The organism is Vibrio sp. Isolate23, assembly GCF_022398095.1.
GTDB classification, from domain to species: domain Bacteria; phylum Pseudomonadota; class Gammaproteobacteria; order Enterobacterales; family Vibrionaceae; genus Vibrio; species Vibrio coralliilyticus_A.
Genome location: NZ_JAKEUV010000002.1, coordinates 408,018 through 424,550, shown reverse-complemented (window position 1 = coordinate 424,550; position 16,533 = coordinate 408,018). Strand labels below are relative to the sequence as shown.

The following is a 16,533-nucleotide window of genomic DNA, read 5'->3' as shown; positions in this document are numbered from 1 at the left end:
CCACTTTCTTTATCCTGCGCCTAAAGTTAACAGTGACTGATTAGTATTAACATATTGGTAATATTTCAATTGATAATTGATTGCAATATGTTGTAATTGGTCTCGGAATGTAGAATCTGCTTTTGTTCTTAATCTGTATGAATGAGTTTGCTTATAAGGATGTACTATGCGAGCCCTTTCCGTTCAATGGAAAATAACCTTACTAGCAGGTTGCTGCCTGCTCATCACATCTCTATCCCTGATCGGGTTCTCTGTCTACAACGCGGTGACTAACCAGCAGCAGATCAAAGCACAGAGTGCTGCATCTGTTATCAATAAATCGGAACAACTACTTGAAACTCGAGCCTTACTCAATGCGACAGAGGTTGCCGAATACCTCAATGAGGCTTTGTATCGGGCTGAGATGTTGGCATCGAACGCACTGTTTCTGAAAACCAATACCGAAGAAAATTTTGGAGACAGTGAAGAGTTACGTACAGCACTGGATGAAATGGTGCGCAAATCGGTATTGGGTTTTGAATCTATTCAGGGAGCTTACTTGGTATTTAGGCCCAACATGTTAGATGGCGAAGACAGTAACTACGTTGATGCGGAATACGTAGGCTCGAATGAGAGAGGGCAATTTGCGCCTTATTGGGTGACAGCGCAAAATGGAGAGAATGTTATATCGAATGTGCTAAGTGAAGCGGTGCTGGAAGATACTCAAAATAGTGAGAGATTCTTTTGCCCGCTATCTAGTGGCGGTTCATGTGTTAGCACGCCTAGATTCATCAGCCAAGCTGGTGGACAGGTTCTGGCTACCTCTATATCTGTTCCTATCATGATTGATGATACTGTGATTGGCTTCTTTGGTACTGATCTTCGCCTAGATACGATGGCGAATATTGTGGCTGAGTCAGACAGCCAGCTTTTTGATGGTAGCGGAAATGTCAATATTATCAGCTTGGATGGTTCCTTAATTGCTAGTGATGATCCTTCTCATGCAGTAGGTCAAGCTTTCAATAGTAAGACGTTGTCCAATGACCAACTGACGGACCTTCTGTTTGGCCAAGAGGTGCAAACCCAATGGAGTGCAGATGGAAAATGGTTGAGCGTATTTGCCCCTATTATGGTTGCTAATCAAACTTGGGGTGTATTATTTGATATGCCAAGAAGCAGTGTGTTGGCAGATGCAGAGATGCTTGATCAGACCATCAGTCACCAAGTAGAGTCGAGTGTGAAAACCGAAGTACTAGCGGGCTTAATTTTGGTGATTTTTGGTTTAGTGACCATCGCGTTGATGGCCTCTCGTTTAGTCAAACCCATTCGTGAAGTGGTTGCGAGGTTGGATGACATTGCATCTGGTGAAGGGGACTTAACTCAGCGGCTAGATGTGAAATCCCAAGACGAGATTGGCCAGCTTGCTACTGGGTTCAATAAATTCCTTGATAAGCTTCAGTCTATTATTAGTGATGTCGTAGAAACGACGTTGCAGATAGGTACGACGACAGAGCAGTCTCGAATCGCGGCTCAGCAAACTCGCTCTAGCAGTGATTCTCAGTTTAAAGAAGTCGATTTGGTGGCCACCGCCTCTGAAGAAATGACACAAACGGCAGGCCTTGTTGTTCAAAACGCGGAAGTGGCTGTCAGTGAAGCTGAAAAAGCCAACGTCGCTGCAGACTCAGGTAAAAAAGTAATAGAACAATCTCAGGATGAGATGGTTCGTTTGGTTGAGAGAATGACGGCGGCGGTGCCTGTTGTTGAAGAGTTAGCGAAGAATAATGCCAACATCACTGAGATATTGACGGTTATTGAAGGGATTTCTGAACAGACAAATTTGCTGGCATTAAACGCTGCTATAGAAGCTGCACGGGCCGGTGACCAAGGGCGTGGCTTTGCGGTTGTTGCTGATGAGGTACGCAACCTCGCTAGCCGAACTCAGTCTTCTGTGGGAGAGATTCGTCAAGTGATTGAAGATGTTCAAAAGGGGACGCAGGATGTGGTTAACGCGATCCAAGATGGTAATGATCTCGCCAACGATTCTGCTCAGCAAGTTGAAAGAGCGGTGTTGCAACTGAACAATATCTTTGAAGCCATTGCTTCGATTAACGATATGAACTCGCAGATTGTGAAAGCGGCTGAAGAGCAGCAGTCGGTCTCTACGGAGGTCAATCAGAGCGTCAGCAATATTCGAGACTTGAGCGCACAAATCTTATCTCAAGCAGAGGAGTCCGAAACTGTCAGTAGGCAAATTGGAAATTTGTCCCAAAGACAGCAACAGCTGGTGAGCCAGTTTAAAGTGTAAAAGTAAAGAGCCTCTTGATGAGGCCCTTTTGCTACTTAATCTAGGTACCAGTAACCAAGGTTAACTAGTGTTGTAAGTAGCTGCTTTTGTGAGTCAGATAACTTGCCGTCGATGTGTTCGATCTCAATCGACTCTTGATTACACAGTAGGTCGACGAGATGTTGTGACTCAGCTGGGTAAGCATCACCGTTAATGTAAACATGTGTAGATTCATTCTCATGGTACAGCGCGCGCAAACCAGAGACTTTGCGTAAACTGCCTAGTGATTCTAGATGGTGGTAGATTTCCAGAGTATTGAGCGACTCTTCAAGTTCGACAATATCGAGCTGATGGCGAGACTGACTTAACATGCCTCCCATAAACTCTCGGATATCGGATTCTGATTGTAGGGCTGAACGAAGCATGGCTGTCAGCTTTTCTAAGTCAGTGTTGAGTATCTCGCCGTATTGATGCTGAACCGTCATCTCAGGGTAATGCAGGTGAACATCGCCTTTTTCATTGGCTAGCACATAGTCAGCGAAATTACTGAGCAGTTCTTGTTCTTTGGGGGAGCGGAAACCTATAGAGTAGCTCATGCTTGGCTCTAATGTATTTCCTTCGTGAGGAAAACCTGGGGGAATATAGAGAATATCTCCGGGTTCGAGAACTTCATCAATGATAGCATCAAAACCTTCAATCTGTCGCAGCGCACCAGCTTGGATAGATTCACGATATTGCCCCTTGTCCAGTTCACCGACACGCCAGCGTCGCTTACCACTTCCTTGGATAATAAATACATCATATTGATCTATGTGTGGGCCAACTCCTCCTTCTGGTGCGGAAAAGCAGACCATCAGATCATCAAACAGCCAGTTTGGCAGCTGCTTAAAAGGATCTATGAGCTCGGCTGCCCCAAGGTGCCAGTGATTACAGGCTTGAACAACTAACTGCCAGTGTGATTTAGGAAGATGTTCAAACATAGAATCGTCAAAAGGGCCGTGTTGTGCAGACCATTGGCCATTTGAATTGGAAATGTAACGAGAATCAACCTCTTCCTCCATGGCAAGCCCGGCTAATTCGTTTGGAGAAATTGGGTCAACAAAATTACTAAATCCGTTTTTAATTACGGCGGGCTTCTTGTGCCAATATTGGGTGAGAAACTCGGCCATATCAAAATTGATGGGATAATTCACGAGTTAGACTCCAGCTTTCTTTCCAAGTCCGACTTAACAATCTTGATGGCGGCAAGGGCCACTTTAGGATCGATGTCGTTACTTTCGATAAGATAAATCAGATCAACGGCGAGTTTGATTTCGTCTGGCGCTTGATCCAGACCTGACGAGTTCGATGACATGTTAATGATTCCGCTCTTTGTAGATAATTTGCTTTTCGATTTTGACTTTAGCTTGCTGGCATCGTTGTAAGCGGCGACGAGCCGACTGCAATGTCTGCGCCGCGAGTGATTTGCTTCTCGCATCGGCATGCTTATGTTCGATTTCCTTACTTTGAACCAAATCTTTTAAGCGCAGTTCCCACTCTTGATGCTGAGCTAGATTTTGATAGAGATCGTTAAGGCTTTGTTGATTGAAAGACTTACCCCTAGGTTCGTTTATTCTCAACGATTGGGTGGCAAGCTCTCGCTTAATCGCACTCACCTGGCAAAGTAGGCGTTCAGACAAAAATTCGGCCTGTTCGGGTGTTAGTGACCTTGATGATTGCTCTATAAGAATTTTGTCTAGGGTCTCTCGCGTTTCGTCTACATACGGAGCTAATTGTTTGGACTGACAGCGAAATAACTTTTGATCAAATAGAGGACGGTAGTGCTCACCTCTGGTGGAGTCTAACTGCGCAGCCTCCCTTTCTAGGTGTTCTAACAATGATGACAGTCGGCTAAATTGATTCATAAGGTTACAAACCAAGCCTCATAAGCAAGTTTAACGGCAAGAATACTCACTACCGTAACAAATACGGGGCGAATAAACTTAGCGCCGAATCGTATTGCCGAATGCGCACCGACAAAAGCTCCCGCCATCAGGCAGACGCCCATGGTTAGCCCCAACAGCCAATCAATGTGACCAAGAATGGCAAAGGTGATTAGTGAGGTGAAGTTACTGGTAAAGTTCATTGCTTTCGATAAACCGGATGCCAGCAAAATATTCAGTCGATAGAGAGCCATAGAGCTGACGGTCCAAAATGCGCCTGTCCCCGGACCTGCGATGCCGTCATAGAAACCTATACTCAACCCTTGGAGGTATTGCTTCTTGTTGAACTTAGGGCATGGCTGTGGCATTTCATTACTGTTCGAATGCGGTGTCTTATGCCAAATGGTATAAATCGCCGCCAGCAAGATGATCAGCGGGAGAATTTTTTCCAACCACTCGGTGCTGATTAGATCGACAACCAGTGTGCCAAGTATGGCACCGACTAAAGTGGCGATAAATGCCCGTCCCCAGCAGTGAGGCTTGAATAAGCGTTTTTTGTAGTAGGTAAACGCAGCCGTCGAGGAAGCAAACGTGGCGGCTAGTTTATTGGTCCCTAAAGCGATATGAGGGGGTAAGCCCAATGAAAGAAGGGCAGGGACAGTCAGCATACCGCCTCCACCAGCGACAGCATCGATAAAGCCTGCAACGAAGGCAACCAGCGCTAGCACCAACAGCATTGTTGGTTCAAAAAATTCCATACAGTGTCTTAATTCTAGTTATTCGATGATACGTTTAAATGGCGGCAGAGAATCGAGTAGCGCCTTTCCATATCGCTTAGTCACGATACGGCGGTCAAGGATGATGACTGTACCAGAATCCCGCTCTTTGCGCAGCAGCCGTCCCACGGATTGAATCATTTTTTTGCTCGCTTCAGGCACTGTGATTTGCATAAAAGGATTACCGCCTTTACTTTCAATGTATTCGGCATGAGCTTGCTCTACGGGGGATGTAGGCACTGCAAAAGGTATCTTAGTGATGATCAGGTTTTCCAGTAATTCTCCCGGAAGATCAAGCCCTTCCGAAAAACTGCCAGTGCCAAATAGTACGCTAGTTTTTTGGCATTGAACTAAGGTTTTATGTTTTTTTAGGATCTCTGAACGCGACTCTTTACCTTGAACCTGCAACGTCCATCCTTTTTTTATAAAATATGAGGATAAGGCATCTGTCACCTGATTCATCTGCCAGTAGGATGAAAACAAAACAAGATTGGCTTTGTTCTTTGCAATGAGCTCTGGTAAACGGTCCACTAAGTAATCGGTAAACTGAGGCGCTTGAGGCTCGTAATCCATTTTCGGGACGCGCAGCTCTGCTTGGTTTTGGTAATCGAACGGGGATGCAAGAGCTAAAAACCTGACGCCATCTTCTGGCTTTTCACTGATTCCAGCTTGTCGACAGAAAAAACTAAATGAATTAAGGGCTCTCATGGTTGCAGACACAAGAACGGCGCCAATACAACGGCTCCAAAGCTGTTGATCTAATTGCCAGCCGACCTCCAGTGGTGACACATTTACGACGAAGTCGCCTTCACGCTCAGGGGCGACTTCCAACCATCTCGCTAGAGGTGCGCCTTTCTCGCGTTGAGGCTCAGCCATTAAATTCCAAACTTGGGCAAGATTGTCCATTCTCTGTATGTAAAAGCCAAGCTCTGCTAAAGCCGGCTCGGCAAGTCGATTGGCAAGCTCACCATCTTTGACCCGCTCAGCGATGAGGTCGGCAATCTTGGCGACAGATTGTGCACCTTTTTGAGTCATCACTTTTAATTGCTTAGATTCCTCCTCTAACCATGCTGGTAGGTCACCATTTTCGAAGCGATAACAGCCATCCTCAAATTGGTCAGCATTAAAACGACTAGCCAGTTGAGTAAGAGAAGGGATGAGCTGTTGTACAGAGTCCTGAAGTTCATTTCGAAAGCGGCCTACACGCTTTTCATCAGCCAAGTTGGCAAATTTAGTCACGGATTGATTTAAACGCTCAAGCCAGCTCGACGCACCTTTTAAACTCGCGGCGGCTGAAGAGTGATCTCGTGCCACATGAGGCAGGTGATGAGCCTCATCAAAAACGTAAATCGTGTTCTCGGGCTCAGGAAGAATGACACCCCCGCCGAGATCTGCATCAGCCATGACTAGGCTGTGGTTGGCAATGATGACATCCGCTTTATCTAACTCTGAACGCGCTTTTTGGAAAGGGCAGTCACGGTGAACGGGCATGCTGTTATTACAGCTGTGTTTGTCGCTGACAATGGACTGCCAAATTTCATCAGGGATCGGCTTTGGCCAAGAATCTCTGTCACCATCCCATTTGTTTTGGGCGAGTTTCTTATACATCAACTCAAGCTGCTCGATGTCTTTTCGTTTTGGCTTGCTATCAAACATCGTCATTTGACCGCCATCGGCACCACATGCAGCAGCGAGTTTTTCTGCACAACAATAGCGTTGCCTGCCTTTGGCCAGTATGAAAGAAAATTCTCTGTCGATCAGTCTTCTATATAAAGGGAGGTCTTTGTTGATTAACTGTTCTTGTAGCGCGACCGTTGCTGTTGAGATTACAACTTTGCGATTATTGAATAAAGCTACTGGAATCGCTGCCATTAAATAGGAGAGCGATTTCCCGATACCTGTCCCAGCTTCTGCGACAACCATACGTGTTGATTTGTGGTACTCGCCACATAGGGTTTTAGCAATCTCTGCAACGAGATAGTTTTGAGCTCTGCGAGGCACAAAATGATCCAGCTGAGACTGCAAATTTTGATAACTGGTACGAATGGATTTCTGGATTTTACTGGTTGTCATACAGGAGCCTTCAATTGGGGAAGGCGATGTTAGCACATTTCTTCAAATGATATGTAGTTCACGAAATGAGATCATTTCATGCCAAATCTAGATCTCCTTCACAAAAAAAAACTGAACCTTCATAAACTTAGAGCATATTTTTTGATTTAAAAATATATCTCTCCATAAGTGTTTTTTGATAAGAGAAAAGCTCTGTTTATTAACTTTAATTTAACTGTTTTTGGGTTTATATGTTGATAATTTCGTTTTTTCTTTTTGATGATAGTTTGCTTAGTTTGCTTATATCTTGCTCTAAACACCATGCTTGATGTATCTAAGTTTTTGTAATAAAAGGTTTTTATGTTTTTTGATTTGTTTTATTTATATAATTTGACAGTGAGAGGATTCTTTTGCAATCTAGACCCCGAATTTTAGTGGCGACAACATCTGACCAGTTAGAGTTCAGAGTTGTCATCAAAAAACATAAAGGGAACCGGATAAGGATTTCCCCTATTCTATAGAAAAGGCAGTGGATTATTATGAAAAAGACTCTAGTAGCTCTTGCAATCGCTAGCATTTCAGCTTCAGCATTTGCAGCGAACGACAGCTCTCAAAACTCAAAACCTACTTTCGAGTTTGACCCAATGCACAAAGACCAGTTCTCTGTTTCTGGTTCTTGGGGCGTTGGTGGCTACTACGATACGTACTCAGAAGCATTTTACGATGACTGGGTTACGGCTCTTACAGTTGCGGTAAACTACCAAAACAATCGTCTACTAGGCTACGTAGAAGTCGATCTAGAGATGAACTTTAACTCTTCAGAGAGCGACAACGATCGAGTTAGCGCAGTTTACGGTGACCCAGTTACTTCAGGCCCTGGTACTGACGTAGATAAAGCTTGGTTAGGTTTTGACACTGACTACGGTGTTCTATCATTTGGTTGGGAAAACGATACTGCACTAGATAAAGTAGATGGTGCTGGTGATTTCACTTACGAATTTGGTGCAAGTGCAGGCGATACGTCTGATGACTACAATGTATTCAAGTTCCAAGGTTCAACTTCTGGTTTTGCATACGGTATCTCTGCTTCTGACTCTGATGATGATCGTGATGCAGCTGAATCAACATACAATGGTTACGTTGGTGTTGAGCAAGAAACATTCAACATCTATGCAGGTTACGAAACTCGCGACAAAGATAATGGTGAAGAATACGAAGTTACTTCTCTATCAGGTAATGTAACTATTTCTGACCTGAAGCTAGGTGCGAACTTCTGGATCAACGATTCTGAGAACGACGCGAAGTCTGGTTCAGACACAACAGGCTTCTACCTATCTACTGCTTACCCTATTACTCCTAAGCTAACATTAGCAGCAGGTTACGCAGATCAGACAACTGATTATCAGGATATCACTAAAGCAGATGAAGACTACAGCTACTTCAACGTTGCTGCTATGTACACAGTTAGTGATAAGTTTGACATGGGCGTTGATATCAAACGTGACCTAGAAGAGAAGTTTGACGACGAAGAGCAAACTTACGTATTTGCTGCTGCATACTACTACTTCTAATCTAACTTCAAGTTAGTCTAGATATTGAAGCCAGTCCTTGTGACTGGCTTTTTCTTTATATAAACGACTAAGAAAAAGGAGGAGCTCGCAAAGCAGACGACCTCCTCTAGGTTCTTAAAAATTAGATATTTTTATGTTCTAATGAAGCAGGACTCATTTCTCAAAGCAACTTCAATTGCATTAACAAGCTTTTCTATATGGTTTAATTCGCTAATATACGGTGGCATCATATAAATAAGCTTACCAAAAGGCCTGATCCATACCCCTTTCTCAACAAATAGTTGTTGTATCTTTTCCATATTGACCGGTTTGGTTGTTTCGACGACTCCAATTGCACCTAACCACCTCACATCGGCGACTAAGTCATATTGCTTTAACCTAGGTAGCAATTCTGAAAACGCAGTTTTAATTTGAAGTGTCTGATGCTGCCAGTCTCCGTGCTCTAATAGCTCTAAACTGGCTGTCGCTACTGCGCAAGCAAGTGGGTTGCCCATAAAGGTAGGGCCATGCATAAAACAGCCGGCTTCACCTCCACATACTGTGTCTGCAACGTCTTTCGAAGCAAGAGTGGCTGACAGTGTCATATACCCGCCCGTAAGAGCTTTGCCCACACAAAGAATATCGGGCTCGACTTCTGAATGTTCACAGGCAAACATTTTTCCTGTTCTTCCAAAGCCCGTTGCTATCTCATCAAGAATCAATAGTACCCCGTACTGATCACATAGCTTACGTACCCCTTTTAGAAAGTTAGGATGGTAAATACGCATCCCTCCCGCCCCTTGAACAATAGGCTCAAGGATCACTGCAGCGATTTCGTTATGATGCTTTTTTAGCTTCGAGGCGAAGTCCTCAAGATCAGAGTCATCCCACTCCTGATGGAAGCCAATTTTTGGGGATTCAGCAAAGATATGTTCTGGAAGAAAGCCCTTGTATAGAGAGTGCATGGAATTGTCAGGATCGGTGACTGACATCGCTGCAAAAGTATCACCGTGATAACCATCTCTGAGCGTTAGGAACTTAGGTCGCTTTTCTCCTTTGGCATGCCAATATTGAAGCGCCATTTTCAAACTTACTTCAACGGCAACAGAGCCTGAATCTGCGAGAAAGACATGTTTAAGGTTAGTAGGAGTGAGAGAAAGGAGCTTTTTGCATAAATGAATCGCTGGGTCGTGAGTCATGCCACCAAACATCACATGCGACATTTTTTCTATTTGTTCATGAGCTGCTTTATTAAGATGAGGATGGTTGTAACCATGAATAGCCGACCACCAAGAAGACATACCATCAATTAACTCACTACCATCTTCAAGTTGAATATAAACACCTTTAGCTGACGTCACGGGGTAGCAGGTCAGAGGTGTCAGTGTCGACGTATAGGGATGCCATATATGGCGGCGGTCAAACTCAAGATCCATTAATATTTCCTAAATACAGTTAGGGCAAAAAGCAACCAAATGTAAACTTTTGATTTTAAATTTAATTGACAGTTTAACGCGCGTCAGTAGACTAGCCAAGTCAAGAAACTAACAATAATAGTAAGGAATACATGTGGAAGTACGTCATAACTGGACCGTGGCTGAAGTACGCGAGCTAATGGCAAAACCGTTTATGGATCTTCTTTTTGAAGCGCAGTTAGTCCATCGTCACTATCAACAACACAACCACGTACAGGTCAGTACGTTACTTTCTATTAAAACTGGGGCTTGTCCTGAAGACTGTAAGTACTGCCCTCAAAGTGCGCGTTATCAGACTGACATTGAAAGAGAGCGTTTGATGGAAGTGGAACGCGTGCTCGATGCTGCACAAAAAGCGAAAAGTGCAGGTTCGACGCGTTTTTGTATGGGGGCTGCTTGGAAGAACCCAAAAGCTCGTGACATGCCGCACCTGACTGAAATGATTAAGGGCGTGAAAGGAATGGGGCTTGAGACTTGTATGACTTTGGGAATGCTGACTCCAGACCAAGCTAAAGAGCTGGCTGATGCTGGACTGGATTATTACAACCATAACCTCGATACCTCGCCAGAGTTTTACGGCAATATTATTACGACGCGCACTTATCAAGATCGTCTTGATACATTGTCTCACGTGCGTGATGCCGGCATGAAAATTTGCTCGGGTGGTATCATCGGCATGGGGGAAAGTGCTAACGATCGAGCAGGCTTGTTGGTTGAATTGGCTAACTTACCCACTCACCCTGAAAGTGTGCCAATCAATATGCTGGTCAAAGTCAAAGGTACACCACTGGAAGAAGTCGACGATGTTGAACCCTTCGACTTTATTCGTCTAATTGCCATTGCTCGTATCTTGATGCCCAAGTCGGCGGTTCGTTTGTCTGCTGGCCGTGAAAATATGAATGAGCAAATGCAAGCTCTGTGTTTTATGGCTGGTGCGAACTCGGTGTTTTATGGATGTAAATTGCTGACCACACCAAACCCGTCTGAAGATAAAGACATGCAATTGTTTAATAAACTGGGTATCAATAGTCAGGAAGTCTCCCAGCGCCCAGATGAAATTGAAGAAAATGACTTGCTTGACCGAGTTGTTGAGCGTGTAGCTGCTCGCCCTACGCAAGACGATCTTTTCTACGATGCCAGTGTTTAGCGACCGTATCCGCCAATCCCTGATATCAAGAAAACATCAGGGATTGGAACGCTCACTTCAAGTGGTTGGGGCTGGTAACTGTGCTAACCTGCTCTTTGAAGGCAAACCTTACATCAACTTTTCCAATAATGATTATTTAGGCCTTGCTGCTGACAAAGAGTTGGCCATTGCATGGCAGCGTGGATTAGATCTGTATGGTAATGGCAGTGGAGCCTCTCCACTGGTAACCGGATATTCAAAAGCGCACCACAATTTAGAAGTTTCTCTATGTGACTGGCTAGGTTATGAACGCGCTATTTTGTTCAGTTCAGGTTTTTCTGCTAACCAAGCATTGCTATTTAGCCTATTGCATAAAGACGATCTTCTCCTCCAAGACAAACGGAATCATGCGTCACTAATGGAAGCTGGCATGCTCTCTCCAGCGAAAATGAAACGCTTTCACCACAATGACCCAGCTCATTTACAAACCCTATTGGAGCGAAGTGCTCTTGTTGTGACAGAGGGAGTGTTTAGTATGGATGGTGATTTGGCTCCTCTTGCAAAGATACATGCTGTCACGCGAGGAGGCTCTTGGTTGGTTGTGGATGATGCGCACGGTATTGGCGTGCTCGGAAAAGAAGGACGAGGCAGTTGTCACTTTGCTGGTATTCAGCCAGAGGTACTCGTTGTTACCTTTGGTAAAGCTCTAGGGCTTTCTGGCGCTGCTATCATGTGCAACAAAGAAACCGGAGCCTACTTAACTCAATTCGCTCGACACCATGTCTACTCGACCGCTTTACCTCCCTCTCAAGCGTTTGCGCTTACCCACGCTGTTCATATGGTGCGAAATCAAGCTTGGAGGAGAGAGAAGCTTCAAGAGCTACAAGAAGAGTACAAACAGTGCTTTTCTTCGTTTGAAGGCTATGTTGATACACCAACCCCGATCAAACCGTTGTTATTGGGAGAGAGCCAACTTTCGGTCAAAGTTGCAGATTCTGTCAGGCAATCAGGTTATTGGCTAACGGCGATTAGGCCCCCAACAGTGGCGAAAAATTCAGCAAGGCTTAGGGTCACCCTCTCAGCTAATCACTCTGTACAACAAGTTCGAGAGTTGGCGAACATCGTTGAGACTGCGATGGAGAAGGAATATTGATGGAACAAGCGACTTTAGTACAGAAGACTTGTCTGCAAGACAAATCTGCCATCGCGGAAGCGTTTGGGAAAGCCGCGAACACCTATGACAGTCATGCCGCTTTTCAAAGAGAAGTGGGAGAGCGTTTATTAGAAAGGCTACCTCAAAATCTTTTTGGTAAAACAGTACTCGATTTGGGCTGCGGGACTGGGTATTTTTCTGAGAAACTTCGCGAACGTGGGGCTTTAGTGATCTGTTGTGACTTATCTCAACAAATGTTGAATAAAGCAAAAGAGAGGTGTGGCTCTGAGAGGGTTAAATATCAGCAAGCAGATGCAGAGTCCTTACCATTTCGTGATAGTTCGGTAGATTATGTGTTTTCTAGTCTTGCACTGCAATGGTGTGAAAACTTATCACTGCCCTTACGCGAAATGCGCAGAGTGATCAAACCTCAAGGTAAAGCCTATTTCTCTACATTGTTAGACGGCTCTCTAAAAGAGTTGAAGTGCGCGTGGCGTGAAATTGATTCATATCAACACGTCAACGATTTTATCAGCAGCAATCAGGTAAAAATTGCGTTAGCGCAATCTGGTAACCAGAACCATCATCTAGACTTGCCTACCATGACAGTTTGGTACGATACCGCGTTTGCACTAATGCGTGATTTAAAGGGGATTGGAGCCAATCATGTTAACGGTCGTTCACATGGGTTGACCAGTCGCAGTACGTTGCTGCAAGTTGAACGGGCGTATCGACAGTTCAAAAACCATCAAGGTCTTCTACCTGCAACTTATCAGGTTTGTTTAGGGGTTATACATCTATGATTGATGCATTTTTTATTGCTGGTACGGACACCGATGTTGGTAAAACAGTTGCTTCAAAGGCAATTCTGAACGCGTTAGCGCAAAAGGACTTAAAAACTATTGGTTATAAACCTGTCGCGGCAGGTTGTGAAAAAACATCGCACGGATACCGTAATTCAGACGCATTGTACCTTCAAAGTGCGGCAACACTTGACGTCGATTATGATGATGTCAATCCATATGCATTAGAGCTACCAGCGTCACCACATATTGCGGCGAAACGAGAAGGGGTCAATATTCAATATTCTGTTCTGAGTGAAAAACTGGCAGAACACAAAGCGAAATCCGATGTGGTGTTGGTTGAAGGGGCGGGTGGCTGGCGTGTGCCAGTGTCTGATTCAGATTGTCTTTCAAGCTGGGTTCAACAAGAGAACTTACCGGTCATACTGGTGGTAGGTATAAAACTAGGCTGTTTGAGCCATGCTATGTTAACTATTGATGCTATTAAAGCTGATGGTATAAATGTAATTGGTTGGGTGGCTAACCGAGTCAATCCAGGCACTGAGCATTATGCTGATATCATTGAAATGCTAGAGCAGAAAATAGAAGCCCCTAAACTGGGAGAGATTCCCTACGTACCGAATGTTAAACAGAAAGACTTGGCCAAATATATTAATGTCTCAACTTTGCTCACAGTTTAGTGTCATCACTTAACCTAAACAAAAGGCTGCCATTGGCAGCCTTTGTCGTCTTTATGTTCTATGTTTACTTGTCTTGGTTTAAGCCCATCAGTGCTTTTTGGGTATCAGAGATACGCTTTTGTGCATGTTGCTCTGAAGAAATACCAAGTTGCTGCTTGGCTTCTTCCTCTGAAATACCAAGGTGGCAGCATAGTAGGTCAATAGCCATTTGATAGTTGTTAGTTTCAACCATGATTTTGTCCTTTTCACACATGGGTATTTGAATCTGATAACAATCTAGCACGCTTTAGTCTAGGTACAATAAGACCAAAGTCTAATATCTCTGTATTATGTTGGTGCTTTTTTGATTGTTTGGTGGCGTATGAAATAAGAAGTTTTCACAATTTTTACAGCTAAGAAAACAAATGTTTCAATTTGCATCTATCCCTTGTATTTAAAAGGGATAGACTATATCTATTAATTAGACATAAAGCCTTGGTGCGACGTTCGTATCGGTGAGGCAAATCATTAAGCTTCCAGTTTCGGAGAAAAGTAATGAAGCGAGTAATGCTGTTTTTGGCGACCAACCTAGCCGTTGTGCTGGTTTTGAGCGTTGTTCTTAATATTGTTTATGCGGTAACCGGGATGCAACCAGGCAGCTTATCGGGGCTGTTGATCATGGCTGCGGTATTTGGTTTTGGTGGCTCTTTCATCTCGTTAATGATGTCAAAAGGCATGGCTTTGCGCTCGGTTGGTGGCATGGTTATTGAGAGTCCACGTAACGAGACCGAACACTGGCTGCTAGAAACCGTTCGACGCCAGTCTGAGCAAGTGGGTATTGGTATGCCAACTGTTGCTATTTATGACTCTGCAGATATCAATGCGTTTGCGACAGGAGCTAAGCGCAATGACTCATTGGTCGCGGTCTCTACTGGCCTACTTCATAATATGACGCGTGATGAAGCCGAAGCTGTACTTGCGCATGAGGTGAGCCACATTGCTAATGGTGATATGGTCACGATGACACTGATGCAAGGTGTTGTGAACACGTTTGTTATCTTCCTATCACGCTTCATTGCGAATATTGTGTCTTCTAATGATGAAGAAGAAGGCGGTAGCAATATGATGGTTTACTTTGGGGTTTCCATTGTTCTTGAACTTGTTTTTGGCTTTCTCGCGAGCTTTATTACTATGTGGTATAGCCGTCACCGTGAGTTCCACGCGGATGCAGGTGCTGCGCAGCTGGTTGGTAAGCACAAAATGATTGCTGCGTTAGAGCGTTTGAAAGTCAGCCATGAATCCCAACTTGAAGGCTCCATGATGGCATTTGGTATTAATGGCAAACGTTCAATGACAGAGCTACTGATGAGTCATCCACCATTGGATAAGCGCATAGCGGCGTTGCGTAACTCGTAAGTTTTTGATTTAACGAAAAGGCTTGATTCTATATCAAGCCTTTTTTGATCCCTTCCTATCGAATCGACGTACAAATATACAAATTAAACTTTTACAAAATTTATATTTGTACAACTCAAGAAAGTGGCCTAATCTTTAGTTTGTCTTGTACATAAAAATATTTTGTATAACTAAATTGCTTATCGGAGAAGGCATGAACGTCGAGTCGGTTGGTCAAGTCTACCAGCAACTAAGTAAAAGCAATCTGTATCTGTTGGACGATGTGTATCACCAAGATGTGATCTTTGAGGATTCAGCGCATCGTCTCCAAGGTTGGCAGGCCTTACAAAGTTATTTCGATAGTCTTTACACTAATGTCAGACGTTGTGACTTTGATATAAAAGAACATCAGCAATTAGGCGACAGTGGATTCTTGACTTGGTCAATGTCGCTAGAGCACCCCAAGCTGCAAAAAGGTAAGACGGTTGTCGTCAACGGAGTCAGTCATCTCAAGTTCAAAGATGGCAGGGTGATCTATCACAGGGATTATTTCGACCTAGGTGAAATGCTGTATGAAAATCTACCTCTGCTTGGCTCAATCATCAAAACAATCAAGCAGAGGCTAGGACAATGACTTGTGTTCTCATCACTGGTGCCACATCTGGTATCGGCAGGCAACTTGCTGAAGATTATGCTAAAGCGGGTTATGAAGTAGTGGCTTGTGGAAGAAACCAACAAGCGCTTGAAGAGCTAAGATCGAGCTCTCCTTTTATTACTACGCTTGAGTTCGATTTAACCGAGTTATCTAGTACAAAACGGTCGCTAGAAACTCTAGAGGTTATACCTGAGGTTTGGATATTTAACGCTGGTGATTGCGAATATATAGACGACGGTGTCATTGATGCCCAATTGATTAAGCGCGTATTCGAAATCAATGTGATTGGTCTTGCCAACGCTATTGAAGCCAGTCAGCACCACTTTCAACCCGGGCACATTGTTGCTCTAGTGGGGTCTATCGCCAGTGAAGTGGCGTTACCAAGAGCAGAAGCCTATGGGGCATCTAAAGCCGCGGTGAGTTATCTAGGCCGAACACTTCAACTCGACTTGGATAAGAAAAACATCTCGGTGTCACTCATATATCCAGGCTTTGTCAAAACGCCTCTTACGGACAAAAACACATTTCCAATGCCAATGCTGGTATCGGTACAACAGGCTTCTGAAGCAATACGGAAAGGGCTGTCGGCACGTAAACCTTACATTTACTTTCCGCGAAGATTTACAACGCTATTGCGTCTCATCGGCACGATGCCATATCGCTGGCAGAAGTGGCTTACCGCCAAATTGGTCTCAGAGTAAGAG

The 16,533-nt window shown here is 44.2% G+C and carries 16 protein-coding genes; 9 read left to right on the top strand and 7 right to left on the bottom strand.

The window, feature by feature from the left end:
- The first annotated feature begins 166 nt into the window (after positions 1 to 166).
- A complete protein-coding gene (locus L1D31_RS08990) occupies positions 167 to 2,284 on the top strand; it encodes a methyl-accepting chemotaxis protein (protein WP_239836740.1) in 2,118 nt (705 codons plus the stop codon).
- A 35-nt stretch (positions 2,285 to 2,319) separates the two neighbouring features.
- On the opposite strand, the gene L1D31_RS08985 is transcribed toward L1D31_RS08990, so the two are convergent.
- From L1D31_RS08985 to dinG, 5 genes are read right to left on the bottom strand one after another with little or no spacing between them, the layout of a single operon-like run.
- A complete protein-coding gene (locus tag L1D31_RS08985; RefSeq protein ID WP_239836909.1) occupies positions 2,320 to 3,432 on the bottom strand; it encodes a cupin domain-containing protein in 1,113 nt (370 codons plus the stop codon).
- 20 nt (positions 3,433 to 3,452) lie between these two features.
- The gene (rsmS, locus tag L1D31_RS08980; RefSeq protein ID WP_239836908.1) at positions 3,453 to 3,623 is read right to left on the bottom strand and encodes a pleiotropic regulatory protein RsmS; all 171 of its coding nucleotides are present in this window, start codon (positions 3,621 to 3,623) and stop codon (positions 3,453 to 3,455) included.
- Positions 3,619 to 4,167, bottom strand: coding sequence for a primosomal replication protein (locus L1D31_RS08975; RefSeq protein WP_239836739.1), 549 nt, complete (start codon positions 4,165 to 4,167; stop codon positions 3,619 to 3,621). The genes rsmS and L1D31_RS08975 overlap by 5 nt, the downstream gene beginning before the upstream one ends.
- The gene (locus L1D31_RS08970; protein WP_239836738.1) at positions 4,164 to 4,943 is read right to left on the bottom strand and encodes a TSUP family transporter; all 780 of its coding nucleotides are present in this window, start codon (positions 4,941 to 4,943) and stop codon (positions 4,164 to 4,166) included. The genes L1D31_RS08975 and L1D31_RS08970 overlap by 4 nt, the downstream gene beginning before the upstream one ends.
- 18 nt (positions 4,944 to 4,961) lie before the next feature.
- The gene (gene dinG, locus L1D31_RS08965) at positions 4,962 to 7,034 is read right to left on the bottom strand and encodes an ATP-dependent DNA helicase DinG (RefSeq protein ID WP_239836737.1); all 2,073 of its coding nucleotides are present in this window, start codon (positions 7,032 to 7,034) and stop codon (positions 4,962 to 4,964) included.
- Positions 7,035 to 7,552: 518 nt separating this feature from the next.
- Here dinG and L1D31_RS08960 point away from each other — a divergent pair.
- Positions 7,553 to 8,584, top strand: coding sequence for a porin (locus L1D31_RS08960; RefSeq protein WP_239836736.1), 1,032 nt, complete (start codon positions 7,553 to 7,555; stop codon positions 8,582 to 8,584).
- Positions 8,585 to 8,715: 131 nt separating this feature from the next.
- Here L1D31_RS08960 and bioA read toward each other — a convergent pair whose 3' ends face one another.
- Positions 8,716 to 9,999 (bottom strand): adenosylmethionine--8-amino-7-oxononanoate transaminase, encoded by a 1,284-nt coding sequence (gene bioA, locus L1D31_RS08955; RefSeq protein ID WP_239836735.1) that lies wholly within the window; start codon positions 9,997 to 9,999, stop codon positions 8,716 to 8,718.
- A 133-nt stretch (positions 10,000 to 10,132) separates the two neighbouring features.
- Between bioA and bioB the strand changes: the two genes are divergently transcribed.
- Genes bioB through bioD form a run of 4 tightly spaced genes read left to right on the top strand, consistent with a single transcriptional unit; the run spans position 10,133 to position 13,800 of the window.
- Positions 10,133 to 11,185 carry a biotin synthase BioB gene (gene bioB / locus L1D31_RS08950; protein WP_239836734.1) on the top strand — a complete coding sequence of 351 codons (1,053 nt, stop codon included), beginning with the start codon at positions 10,133 to 10,135 and terminating at the stop codon, positions 11,183 to 11,185.
- On the top strand, positions 11,172 to 12,317 hold the full coding sequence (locus L1D31_RS08945; protein WP_239836733.1) for an 8-amino-7-oxononanoate synthase: 1,146 nt from the start codon (positions 11,172 to 11,174) through the stop codon (positions 12,315 to 12,317). Before bioB ends, L1D31_RS08945 begins: the two co-directional genes overlap by 14 nt.
- Positions 12,317 to 13,120, top strand: a complete 804-nt coding sequence (bioC, locus tag L1D31_RS08940; RefSeq protein ID WP_239836732.1) for a malonyl-ACP O-methyltransferase BioC — start codon at positions 12,317 to 12,319, stop codon at positions 13,118 to 13,120. The genes L1D31_RS08945 and bioC overlap by 1 nt, the downstream gene beginning before the upstream one ends.
- Entirely contained in the window at positions 13,117 to 13,800 is a 684-nt protein-coding gene (gene bioD, locus L1D31_RS08935) for a dethiobiotin synthase (protein ID WP_239836731.1), read from the top strand. Before bioC ends, bioD begins: the two co-directional genes overlap by 4 nt.
- A 64-nt stretch (positions 13,801 to 13,864) precedes the next feature.
- Here bioD and L1D31_RS08930 read toward each other — a convergent pair whose 3' ends face one another.
- Positions 13,865 to 14,032 (bottom strand): hypothetical protein, encoded by a 168-nt coding sequence (locus tag L1D31_RS08930; protein WP_239836730.1) that lies wholly within the window; start codon positions 14,030 to 14,032, stop codon positions 13,865 to 13,867.
- Between the two features lie 302 nt (positions 14,033 to 14,334).
- On the opposite strand from L1D31_RS08930, the gene htpX reads away from it, so the two are divergent.
- From htpX to L1D31_RS08915, 3 genes are all read left to right on the top strand, one after another.
- A complete protein-coding gene (gene htpX, locus L1D31_RS08925) occupies positions 14,335 to 15,195 on the top strand; it encodes a protease HtpX (protein WP_006962801.1) in 861 nt (286 codons plus the stop codon).
- 193 nt (positions 15,196 to 15,388) lie between these two features.
- A complete protein-coding gene (locus tag L1D31_RS08920; RefSeq protein ID WP_239836729.1) occupies positions 15,389 to 15,808 on the top strand; it encodes a nuclear transport factor 2 family protein in 420 nt (139 codons plus the stop codon).
- Positions 15,805 to 16,530, top strand: coding sequence for an SDR family NAD(P)-dependent oxidoreductase (locus L1D31_RS08915; protein WP_239836728.1), 726 nt, complete (start codon positions 15,805 to 15,807; stop codon positions 16,528 to 16,530). The genes L1D31_RS08920 and L1D31_RS08915 overlap by 4 nt, the downstream gene beginning before the upstream one ends.
- Positions 16,531 to 16,533 lie beyond the last annotated feature (3 nt).